We start from the raw sequence: 12,038 nt of genomic DNA on the forward strand, positions 1-12,038 counted from the left end.
GCATGGCAGCCGACGTCCACCGCGCCCGCCGGGGCGCGGCCCCGCCCGATCCGTACGCCCACGGCGAGCGGATAGAACTCGTGGTCGCCCACCACGCCCGGCTCCGTCCCGACGCCGTCGCGGTCCAGCAGGCCGAGGAGACGATCAGCTACGGCTCGCTCGTCGAACGGGCCGAGGCCGTCGCCGCGCAGCTGCGCCGCCGGGGCGTGCCTGTCGCCGCCCAGGTCGCGGTGGCGATGGACCGCTCGATCGACCTGGTGGCCACGCTGCTCGGCGTCCTGAGGGCCGGTGCCGCCTACGTGGCCGTCGACCCGCAGTGGCCCCGGCTCCGGATCGCGGACGCGGTGCGCGGAACGGACACCTGTCTCCTCGTCACCGACGACGGCGAGCTCGCCGGGGAGGTAGGTGCCGGGACAGGCGTCCCCGCCGTCACGCCGGGCGAACTGTTCGCCGGCGACCCCGCCGCCGCACCCCCCGCGGAGACCGACGGCACGCGCACGGCGAGCGTCTTCTACACCTCGGGCTCCACCGGTCGGCCCAAGGGCGCGCTCTCGCCGCACCGCGGCACCCTCAGGACGGTCGTCGACTGTCCCGCGATCCCGGTCGGCGCCGACACCGTGTTCCTCCAGGCGTCACCGCTGCCGTGGGACGCGTTCTCGCTGGAGCTGTGGGCGCCGTTGCTCAACGGTGGCCGGAGCGTGCTGCTGGACCGCGGTGCCGCCGCCCTGGACGCGGAGCTCCTGATGGCCGCCGTCCGCCGTGGCGTCAACAGCGTCTGGCTGACGAGTTCGCTGTTCTCCGCGCTGGCCGAGGACCGGCCCGATGTCTTCGAGGGGCTGCGCCTGGTGCTGACCGGCGGCGAGCGGGTCCCGGTGGCCGCCGCACGGCAGGTCCTCGCCGACTTCCCGCAGCTGCACCTGGTCAACGGCTACGGTCCGGCGGAATCGACGATCTTCGCCACCCACCACGTCGTCCGGCCGGGCGACGTGGCCGAGGGCAGCACCGAGATCCCCATCGGCACGCCCCTGCCCAGGACCGTGGTCCGGCTGCTGGACCCGGACGGCCGTCCCGGCGCCGCCACGGGCGAGTACGAGGGCGAGATCGCGGTCGGCGGCGACGGCGTCGCCCTCGGCTACGCCGGAGACCCGGAGGAGACCCGGCGGCGCTTCTTCGACCTCGAGGGCGAGCGCTACTACCGCACCGGCGACCTCGCGCAGAGGGACGCGGACGGGCTGCTCCGCTACCGCGGACGCATCGACGACCAGATCAAGGTCCGCGGGATCCGCATCGAGCCCGGCGACGTGGAGGCCGCCCTCGAGACGCACCCCTCGATCACGAAGGCCTGCGCCGTGGTGGTCGACTCGCCGTCGGGGAGCCGTCGGCACCTGGTGGCCGGGTACACCACCGCCGACCGGCGCCCCCTGGACCCGCCGGAGCTCAGGGCCTTCGCGGCGACCCGGCTGCTGGACGCCATGGTCCCCACGCTCCTCCACCACGTCGACCGGATGCCCCGCAACGCCAACGGCAAGACCGACCGCCGGGCGATGGCCGCGCTGATCCAGGAGCACCTGGCCGCAGCCGACTCCGGCGGAGACGACCGGGCCGCGGGCGTCCGGGCGGTGGGCGAGGCCCCCGGCGGTCTACTGGCGGAGGTGCGCGCACTCCTGGGCACGGCCCGGCTGACCGCCGCCGACGACCTCCTCGAGGCCGGGGCGAACTCCCTGGACGTCATCCGGCTGGCGGCCCGGCTGGGCCGACGGCTCGACGCCCGGTTGACCGCCGCCGACGTCTACCGGCTCCGTTCGGTCGAGGCGATCACCACCTACTGCGCCGGTGCGGCGCGGGCCGACGAACTGCCGGAAGCAGTCGACGAGGAGAGCGACGGCCCGCTCTCCCACGCCCAACAGCGCTTCTGGCTCGGCGAGATGGCCTCGCCGGGAGCGGCGGACAACACCATCGTGCTGGCCTACCTGCTCGCCGGTCCGCTCCGGCGGGACATCCTCGCCGAGGCACTCGCCGAGTGCCTGCGGTCGCACGCGGCACTGCGGACGGTCTACCTCTGGGGCGAGGAGGGCCCGGTGCAGCGGATCCTGCCGCCCGAGCCGGACGGCGGAATCCTGGAAGAGGTCGAGCCGCCGTCCGACGCCGACGGGCGCGGACCGCAGGAACTCGCCGAGGCGCTCGTCGCCGACTGGTGGGACCGGCCGTTCGCGCTGGACTCCGAGATCCCGGTGCGGTTCAGGCTCTGCCGCATCGGTGACGAACGGCACCTGCTCTGCCTCCAGGTGCACCACATATCCTTCGACGGAAGCTCGGAGCACGCCTTCGTGGCCGACCTGCGGGCCGCCTACGAAGCCCGCTGCGCCGGACGGCCCGTACCGGCGCACGAAGGGCGGCTGAGCTACCGGCGCTACGCCGCCTGGGAGGCGCACCAGCTCGCCGACTGGGCCGACCGGGACCTCCCCTACTGGTCCGACCAACTGCGGCCGGCTCCCGAGCCGTTCCTGCCGGCGCCCACCGGTGGTGCCGCCGAGGCGGCCCGACGGGAGCTCGCCACCCGCGTGGACGCCGAAACGGTGACAGCCCTGGCGGCGGTCTGCGCGGGTCTGGGCGGACCCGTCCTGACCGGACTCATGGCCGCGGCCGGGCTCGCCCTGGCACGGACCTTCGGGATCGCCGACCCGGCGCTCGGAACCGTGACGGCCGGCCGGTTCGCCCCCGTCCCGGAGTCGACCGTCGGCTACTTCGTCAACCCGTTCGTCGTCCGCCTGGCGGCGAAGCCGGAAGAGGACGCGAGCACCGTACTCGCCCGTGCGGTGCGGCTGGTCGTGGACGGCCTCGACCACGCGCGCACGCCGTTCGACGACGTGGTGGGCGCACTGGCACCCGCCCGAGGGCGCCACCCCTTCTTCCAGACCTTCGTCGTCCTCCAACTGCCACCGCCGGTCGACGCTCTGGGCGCCGGTGTCGAGCTGACGCCCATACGGATCCGGCCGCCGCGCACCGCGATGGAGCTCGTGATCGAGGTGATTCCCGGCGCGGACGGCTCCTGGACGGTCGTCACGCAGTGGCGGGAGGACGGCGTCAGCGCCGAGGCTGCCGCCCGTGTGGACGTGGAGCTGCGTCGCTGCCTGGCCGAGATGGCGGGTCAGGCATGACCACCGACACCAGGTCCCGCGCCGGGCGATGGCTGTGCCGGTTCCACCCGGCACCGAGGCGTCCGACCTCGCGCCTGTTGATGCTGCCGCACGCCGGCGGCTCCGCCAGTTTCTACTTCCCGTTCTCGGAGGCGTTGTCCGGCGACGTGGACGTGCTGGTGGCGCAGTATCCAGGTCGGCAGGAACGCCACAGGGAGCCGTCGATCACCGACATCCGGGAGCTGGCGGTCGCGGTGCTCGCCGCGCTGACGGCGGACGGACTCGACGATGTGCCGCTGGCGCTGTTCGGACACAGCATGGGCGCTCTTGTCGCGTACGAGATGGCCGGGCTCCTCGAAGAACGCGGTGTGCCGGTCGCGCGACTGTTCGTCTCCGGGTGCCGTGGCGCGGCCGTGCCCGACGATCCGCGGCGGTTGCACGCCCTCGACGACGACGCCCTGACGGCCGAGTTGGCGGCGATGGGGGGAACCGACGTCAAGCTGCTCAGCCACCCGGAGATCCGGCAGATGGTCCTACCGCCACTGCGTGCCGACTTGCGTGCCGTGGAGACGTACAGCCACCGGCCCCGGCAACCCTTGCGCGTCCCGGTGACCGCGCTGACCGGTGACATTGACCCCCGGGTGCGGCCGGGCACCGCAGAGGCCTGGTCCGAGCTCACGCTCGGATCGTACGAACTGCGGATCTTCCACGGAGACCACTTCTTCCTCGTGGCGCCGGGGACGTTCGGCGAGGTGGTCAGACTCCTGCTCGACCGGTTGACCGGACCGGGTCCATCGACCACTCACATCTCTCACGGTGAGGAAGAAGCCCTATGATCACCCACTGGTGGCTCCATGAGATGCCCCCGGTCTCCGGCGTCCTCAGGGCGGTCCTCTACGGAGGGCTGCTCGTCCTCTGCGTGAGCCAGCAGCCCACGCCGATGTTCGCGCCGAAGATCATCGCGAAGACCGAACCAGCCTTCTACACCCCCGTTCTCGCACTGCGCGTCCTGGGCATCCGATGGGTCCGCCCGGCGGTGCTCGTGGTGGTCAGGAATCTGACCGTCGTCGCCTGGATCGCCGCGACGGCGGGCCTGTTGCAACCGGTCGCCGGGATCCTCGCTTTCCTGGGCTTCGCATTCCTGCACGCGGTGAACGCCGGTGCGCTGGGCGCCAACCACTCCAGCCACGCAGCCCTCTACACCCTGTTCGCCATGTGCTTCTCGGTGTCCTACGACTTCTCGCTCGACGGGCTGCTCGCCGACCACACCGCCTGGCCCCTGCTGGTGGCCCGCGACTCCGCGTTCACGTCGGGATTCGCCCCCTGCCTGCTGCTGGTGGCACTCGCCTACACCCTGTTCGCCGCCGGCGTCGCGAAGCTGCGCTTCGGCCGGCAGGGCTGGTTCGACGGCACCGCGCTGAACTTCTACCTCCGGATCTCCCAGCCGGCGGCACGCTGGCTGTGGCTGTCGCGGTTGATGATCTCCAAGCCGTGGCTGTGCCGGCTGGCCGCCTGGGGCACGCTGGTCGTCGAACTCGGCGCGGTGGCCGCCATTTTCAGCTGGGACCTGCGCATGCCCATGGTCCTGGCGTGGATCGCCATGCACATCGTCATCCTCTGGGTCATGTTCCCGGCCTACTACATCCAGATGTGGTGCTACCTGCTGCTGTTCGACTGGCCCTGGCTGATCGAGCAGGTCACCGGCGCCCGCCCGGCGACGCACGTCTTCACCTCCGACGGGCCGGTCGCCACGACCATGGTCGTCGTGGGCTGCGCGCTGACCGCCGCGCTCCTCTACGTCCTGGTCGTCAGCTCGGAGCAGTGGCCGTTCACCAGCGTGCCGATGTACTCCAACGGCACCGCCGAGGCGGACCTGATCCCGCTGCCGGCCCGTGCCGAACTCCATGAGCGCGCCACCCGGGCGGCCCGCGGACAGTACACCGCCTGGGGCCGCGCCTGGGTCGACGAGGAGTACCTGGAGGACATCTGGGCCCGTCCGGTGGACCCCGACGCCGAGCCGCAGCGCATGTTCCACCTGCTGATGGAGGAGGGCGATTCGACCCTCGTCCGCTGGTCGCAGTACGCCAAGGTGGTCCGCGGGCTCGCCATCGAGGACGTCCTCGCGAAGCCGCCGAACAGCCCGGAGCATGCCGAGGACCAGGTCTACCCGGCCGCCGCGTTCCTGCGGCAGGTCGCCCCGCTGTTCCGCGCGGCGCTGCCGACCTGGGAGAAGTACGAGGCACTGGAGCTGGTGTGCCGCACCAGTTGCGGCGGTGTCCTGATCGGCCGCGCCGAACTGGCCGAGTCCCGAGTCGCGAGGTGAACCCGATGACCGCACCGCAGAGCATCAGCGAGATCGCGTCCGCCCCGGACGCGGAGTGGTACCCGCTGTCGTCGGCGCAGCTGACGATGTGGCTGGCTGTCCAGTCCGGCGACGCCCACGCCGCGTACACGGTTCCCGCCGTCTACCGGCTGGACGGCGAGCTGGACGTCGAGGCGCTCAAGGAGGCGTTCACGGAGCTGCTGCGGCGCCATGAGGCGCTGCGCACCGTGTTCGGCAGCGTGGACGGCGTGCCCCGGCAGCGGCCGGCCGCCGAGGCGGAGCTGGACTGGACGTACCGGGTCGCCGCCCAGGGGACCGACCGGCTGATCGACCACTTCGTGTCGCGCCCGTTCGACCTGGCCGCCGGGCGCCTGCTGCACGTGATGCTGGTGCAGGAGGCCGCCGACCGTCACGTCCTGGTCCTCGCGGCGCACCACATCGCGGTCGACGGATGGTCGTTGACCGTGCTCCTCGACCAGGCGCTGGACGCCTACCTGCGACGTGTGCGGGGAGCCCCGCAGGAGGCCGAGGACGGTGCCCGGCTCCAGTACAAGGACTACGCGGTCTGGCAGCAGACCGTGCTCGACAGCGGCGCCCTGGACGCCTCCCGGGAGTACTGGCGGCAGCGTTTCCAGGAGCCGGTCGAGCGGGTGGACCTGCCCGCCGACCGCCCCCGCCCGACGGTGCGCAGCCACGTCGGCGCGAACGCCACCCGCGTCCTGCGGCAGGAGACGGTGGCCGCGCTCAGGGACCTCTGCCGGCTGGAGCGGACCACGGCGTTCGCCGCGCTCAGCGCCGCACTGCGGGTGCTGGTGTACCGCTACAGCGGGCAGCGGGACATCGCCCTGGGCACCTCCGCCGTCAACCGACCGCTGCCCGAGCTGTTCGACCAGGTCGGCTGCTACATCAACAGCGTGGCGCTGCGCGATCCGGTGCCGCCCGGCGCGAGCTTCCGCGAGCTGCTGCTCAGCAGCCACCGGACCGTGCGCGGCGCCCTCGGCCACGCCGAGTACCCGTTCGACCGGGTGGTCCGTGACGCGGGCGCCGACACCGAAGCGGGGCGCAACGCGCTCTTCGACATCATGATCATGTCCGATGAGGGCTTCGGCGAGCCCGGCGAACAGGTGCCCGGCCTGGGAGTGCAGGCGGTCCGCGTCGGCAACGGCCACAGCAAGATGGACCTGACTCTGTTCTTCGCGGAGACGCCCCAAGGGCTGCTCGCCACCGTCGAGTACGCCGTCGAACTGTTCGACGCCGACCGCATCGAACGGCTGCTGCGCCACTTCGAGGTCCTGCTGGCGGACGCGGTGGCCAGGCCGGACGAGCCGGTGGAGGCCCTCGAACTGCTCGACGCCGCCGAGCGCGAGCTCGTCACGCACGGCTTCAACCGCACCGACGCACCGTACGACCTCGACACCACCGTCGTGAGGCTGTTCGAAAAGCAGGTCCGGCGCACCCCGGACGCCGTCGCGGTCGTCGACGAGCACCGGTCCTGGACGTTCGCCGAGCTCAACGCGCAGGCCAACCGACTGGCGTGGACGCTGCGCGACAAGTACGGCGTGGCGACCGGCTCCCTGGTGGCGCTGCGGCTGGCCCGGTCCGCCGATCTGACGGCGGCGGTCCTCGGCGTCCTGAAGGCCGGTGGCGCGTACCTGCCGCTGAGCACGACCGACCCCGACGACCGGGTCCGCCACGTCCTCGACGACAGCGGATGCGCCGTCGTGCTGCGGGTCGGGGACGCCGATGACCCCGCCCTCACCGGCCGGACGCTGCTGGACCTGGCCGGTCCGCTGTCGGAGCGCACCGACGACCCGCCGCCCGCCGCGGGGCCGGACGACCTCGCCTACTGCATCTACACCTCAGGGTCCACCGGGCTCCCCAAGGGAGCCCTGGTCGAGCACCGCTCCCTGGCCAACCGGGTGCACTGGATGGTGGAGGACCTGGGCCTCGGCGAGGACGACGTCATCCTGCAGAAGACGCCGTACACGTTCGATGTCTCCGTCTGGGAACTGCTGCTGCCCGGGACGATCGGCGCCCGGCAGGTCATGCTCCCGCCCGGGGGAGAGTCCGACCCCGAGCTGATCCGGTCGGCCATCCGCCGCCACGCGGTGAGCGTGGTGCACTTCGTCCCGTCCATGCTCAGCCAGTACCTGAATACCTGTCAGGACGGCTTCCCGGGAGTTCGGTTCTGCGTCTGCAGCGGCGAGGAGCTCGACAGCAGCCTCGCGCGGAGCTTCTTCGGCGCCGTCGGGGACGACGGTGCGCGACTGGTCAACTACTACGGCCCGACCGAGGCGGCCGTGGACGTCACCACGCTGCACGTGGAACCCGACCGGCCGGTCACCCTCGGCCGTCCGGCGCCCAACAACCGCCTCTACGTCCTCGACGACAGCGGCCGGCCGTGCCCGATCGGCGTCACCGGTGAACTCTGCATCGGCGGGGCCCAGGTGGCCCGCGGCTACCTGAACCGCCCGGAGCTGACGGCGGAGCGGTTCGTCGTGGACCCGTTCGGCACCGGCCCGTTCGTCGCGGAGGGGGACGGCACCGGCCGGATGTACCGCACCGGTGACCTGGCTTGCTGGTCGCCCGACGGACAGCTGCGCTACCTGGGGCGGCGCGACAACCAGGTCAAGATCCGCGGCCAGCGCGTCGAGCTGGGCGAGATCGAACAGGCGCTGCGGGACGAACCCGGGATCGAGCGCGCCGTGATCCTCCCCCGCGCGACCGGCGGGGAGACCGGGCTGCTCTACGCCTACCTGGAGGCCACCGGTTCGGCGCCCTCCAACGAAGCCCTGCGCGCGGCGCTGCTGCGCCGCCTGCCGACCCACATGGTGCCCTCCCACTTCCTGCGTGTCGACACCCTGCCGCTCACCGCCAACGGCAAGGTGGACCGCCGGGCGCTGTCCCGGCTCGGCGACGGGGAGCTGGCGACCGCGGAGCGGGTGGCGGCCGCCACCGAGACCGAGCGGGCGGTGGCCGGGATCTGGTCCGCACTGCTCGGCAGCGACGCCTTCGGAAGCACGGACGACTTCTTCGTGATCGGGGGCCACTCCCTGCTGGCCCTGCAACTGGCCAGCCGGGTCAACGAGCACTTCGGCCTCGACCTGCCGTCGGCCGCCTATTTCGCCCACCGCTCCATCGCCGCCCAGGCCCGCCTGGTGGACGAGACGGCCCCACGGACCCACACCGGGATACCGGTGGTCGCCCGCACGGACGGCCACCCGCTGTCCTTCGCGCAGGAGCGGATGTGGTTCCTGTCGCAGCTCGACTCCGACAGCACGGCCTACCATATCCGTACGCTGGCGACCTTCCGCGGCCCGCTGGACGTCCCCGCCCTGCGCCTCGCGCTGGAGGACCTCGTCGCCCGGCACGAGCTGCTCCGCGTCACCTACGACGTGGCCGGCGGGACACCGACGCAGCGGGTCCGGGAAGGGCTGCCCCTGGCCTACGCCGAGCACGACCTGACCGCGTGCGATCCCGCGGAGCTGGACGAGGCCGTCGCACGGCTGGTGCAGACCGACGACATGGTGCCCTTCCGGCTCACCGAGGAGGCACCGGTCCGGTTCGCCCTGTTCCGGACGGGCCCGTCCGAGCACCGGTTCCTGCTCACGCTCCACCACATCGCGGGTGACGGCTGGTCCATGCGGCTGCTGATGCGCGATCTCGCGGCCCTCTACGGCCGGCGGGCGGATCCGTCGCAGGCGCAGCCCGTGCCGGCGCCGTCGCAGGTCCAGTACATCGACTACGCCGCGGCCGTCCGGGAACGGGTGGCGAGCGGGGCGGTCGAGCCCGACCTGCAGTACTGGCTCGCCAAGCTCGAAGGCGCGCCCCAGCTCGAACTGCCGACGGACGCGCCGGAGCCCCAGGGCAGCGGCCGGGCCGACGGCCGCCTCGCGCGGAGCGTGCCCGTGGAGACCGGCGCGGCACTGCACAGGCTCGCGGCGCAGACCTCGACGACCCCGTTCGAGATCACCATGGCCGCGCTCAACCTGCTCCTGTCCCGGCTCAGCGGCCAGTCGGACGTGGTGGTCGGCTACCCGGTGGCCAACCGTGACGCCGTCGAGACGGAGAGCATCGTCGGCCTGTTCCTCAACACGCTCGTGCTGCGGACCGAGCTGGCCGGCGACTCGACCTTCCTCGACCTGCTCTCCCGGGTCAGCGCCGGGCTCCACGAGGGCTACGCGCACGAGGCCGCGCCGTTCGAGCTGCTGGTGGAGCGACTCAACCCGGTGCGGCGCCTCGACCGCAGTCCCGTGTTCGACGTGTTGCTCAACTACCTCGGCCGGCTCCACGAGGAGGCGGTGATCGACGGCGTGGAGACGTCGTTCGACGACACCCTCTGGGAGCCCGAGGCCAAGCTGCCGTTCACGTTCTACATCTCGGAGCGGGACGACGCGGCCCTGCACATCGAGCTCGTCTACCGCACCGACTCCTGCTCGGCGGCCCGCGCGGCGGCCATGCTGGGGCAGTTCAGCGCACTGCTGACCCAGGTCGTCTCCGCACCGAACCGCCCGCTGGACGCGTACTCCCTGGTCCTGCCCGGTGACGCCCATGCCGGTGCGGCCCTGGCGACGCCGATGGACGCGCCCGCGCAGCCGCCGGTGACCGAACTGATCGCGGCCCGGGCCGCGATCGCACCGGACGCCACGGCCGTCAGCCACGGCGGCTCCGCCCTGACCTACCGGCAGCTGGTCGACCGCTCCGAGGAGCTCGCCCGGCACCTGGTCGCGGCGGGGTGCCGGCGGGGACAGGTGGTCGCGGTGACGGGGCCGCGGAGTCCGGGGTTCGTCGTGGCGATGCTGGCGGTGCTGCGCAGCGGCGCCGTGTTCTTCCCCGTGGATCCGGCGCTTCCGGCAGGGCGGCGTCGGCACCTGGTCGACGTCGGCGCTCCGGTGTTCTGCGTCCGGGTCGAGGAGGCCGACGAGCCGCAGCCCGCCGTCATCGAGCGCATGCCGCAGACCACCGTGGACGCCGGTACCGGGCTGTCACAGCCGGCGCGGCGCGAGGCGTCGCTCCCGGCGGCCCCTGAGGTGGCGCTCCCGGCGGTGGACCCCGATTCCCCCGCGTACCTGTTCTTCACCTCGGGAACCACGGGCACGCCCCGCGGAGTCCTGGGCCGGCACGCCTCGTTGACCCACTTCCTGCGCTGGCAGAGCCAGGAGTTCGGTGTGACGTCGCAGGACCGGTGCGCTCAGCTGACCAGCTCCTCCTTCGATGTGATGCTCCGTGACACGCTTGTCGGCCTGGTCAGCGGCGGCACCACGGTGCTGCCCGGGCCCGAGGACGTGCTGGGCGGGAAGGCGGTGTTCTCCTGGTTGGTGAGGGAGCGGATCACGGTGCTTCACGCGGCACCGACGGTGCTCCAGTCATGGCTGCTGGACGCGTCGGCCGGTACCGGCCTGGGCGATCTGCGACTGGCCTTCCTGGCCGGCGAGCCGCTCAAGGCGGCGCTCGTCCAGCGGTTCCGGGAGGTCCTCCCGAACTCCGCCGAGGTGGTGAACCTCTACGGCCCGACCGAGACGACGATGGCGAAGTTCGCGTACCGCGTCCCGCGGAACGCCGCGCTGCCGCAGCTGCTGCCGGTGGGCTCGCCGCTGCCGCAGTGCCAGGCCGTCCTGATGCGCGACGGTGAGCTGTGCGGTGTGGGCGAGCTGGGGGAGATCCTCATCCGCACGCCGTTCCGGACCTTCGGCTACTTCGAGAACTCCGAGGCGAACGAGACGGCCTTCCTGCCGAACCCGCAGCGCGCCGACGCGTCGGACCTGCTCTACCGGACCGGTGACCTGGGCCGGCTGCGCCCCGACGGGCTGCTGGAGGTCCGCGGCCGGATCGACGACCAGCTCAAGATCAACGGAGTGCGCCTGCACCCCGCCGAGATCGAGAGCGTGGCACTGGCGCACCCGTCGGTGTCCGCGTGCGTCGTCGTGGCGCACCGCCGCAGCACGGAGGAGTACCACCTGGTGGCGTACGCCGTCCCTCGTGCGGGCGCCGATACGGACCGTCTGTCGTCGCAGCTGCGCTCGCACCTGGCCGAGCAGTTGCCGTCGGCCCTCGTCCCCGCCGAGTTCATCGTGATCGACGCGATTCCGACGACGGCGAACGGCAAGCAGGACCGGTCCGCCCTGCCGCTCCCGCGCTTCCTGTCCGACCAGCCCGTCTCCGCCACGCCACCGCGCTCCGCGACCGAGGCGCAGATCTGCGCGATCTGGCAGGACGTCCTCGGCGGCCCGGTCGCCGGGATCGACCAGAACTTCTTCGAGCTCGGCGGCTCCTCGTTGAAGGTGCTGCGCCTGCACGCGCTGCTGAACGAGCACTTCTCCAGCGCGGTCCGGGTGGCACAGCTGTTCACCCATGCGACCGTCGCGGGTCAGGCAGAGCTGGTTGCCCCGCGCCAGGTCCGCCACGAGGAGAGCCTCCTCGGTGAAGGGGTCATCGTGCTGGATTTCTAGCCCCTCTTCCTGGAACCACGGAAAGTTCCGGCCGTGGGGGGGGGGGGGGCGGCCCCCCCCCCCCCCCCCCCCAAAACAAAAAAAACAACCCCCACCCCGCCCGGGGAGGGGGGGGAGGGGGAAGGGAAA

General features: G+C 72.4%; 4 protein-coding genes. All 4 read left to right on the forward strand.

Features of this window, described 5'->3' with window-relative positions; translation table 11 throughout:
* Window positions 1–2 precede the first annotated feature (2 nt).
* Genes AB0M18_RS34725 through AB0M18_RS34740 form a run of 4 tightly spaced genes read left to right on the forward strand, consistent with a single transcriptional unit; the run spans window position 3 to window position 11,909 of the window.
* Complete coding sequence (locus AB0M18_RS34725) at window positions 3–3,158, forward strand: amino acid adenylation domain-containing protein (RefSeq protein WP_365765162.1); 3,156 nt, start codon at window positions 3–5, stop codon at window positions 3,156–3,158.
* Window positions 3,155–3,973, forward strand: coding sequence for an alpha/beta fold hydrolase (locus AB0M18_RS34730; RefSeq protein WP_365765164.1), 819 nt, complete (start codon window positions 3,155–3,157; stop codon window positions 3,971–3,973). The genes AB0M18_RS34725 and AB0M18_RS34730 overlap by 4 nt, the downstream gene beginning before the upstream one ends.
* Window positions 3,970–5,460 (forward strand): hypothetical protein, encoded by a 1,491-nt coding sequence (locus tag AB0M18_RS34735; RefSeq protein ID WP_365765166.1) that lies wholly within the window; start codon window positions 3,970–3,972, stop codon window positions 5,458–5,460. Before AB0M18_RS34730 ends, AB0M18_RS34735 begins: the two co-directional genes overlap by 4 nt.
* Window positions 5,461–5,465: 5 nt before the next feature.
* Window positions 5,466–11,909: an amino acid adenylation domain-containing protein gene (locus AB0M18_RS34740; protein WP_365765169.1), complete on the forward strand. Its 6,444-nt coding sequence runs from the start codon at window positions 5,466–5,468 to the stop codon at window positions 11,907–11,909.
* The last annotated feature ends 129 nt before the right edge of the window (window positions 11,910–12,038 follow it).

Source organism: Streptomyces sp. NPDC051909 (genome assembly GCF_040681095.1).
GTDB lineage: Bacteria > Actinomycetota > Actinomycetes > Streptomycetales > Streptomycetaceae > Streptomyces.

What these genes read in the sequence shown, in the direction of transcription:
- AB0M18_RS34725 (WP_365765162.1), top strand. Translation starts at nt 3, where the DNA reads ATGGCAGCCGACGTCCACCGCGCCCGCCGGGGCGCGGCCCCGCCCGAT.
- AB0M18_RS34730 (WP_365765164.1), top strand. Translation starts at nt 3,155, where the DNA reads ATGACCACCGACACCAGGTCCCGCGCCGGGCGATGGCTGTGCCGGTTC.
- AB0M18_RS34735 (WP_365765166.1), top strand. Translation starts at nt 3,970, where the DNA reads ATGATCACCCACTGGTGGCTCCATGAGATGCCCCCGGTCTCCGGCGTC.
- AB0M18_RS34740 (WP_365765169.1), top strand. Translation starts at nt 5,466, where the DNA reads ATGACCGCACCGCAGAGCATCAGCGAGATCGCGTCCGCCCCGGACGCG.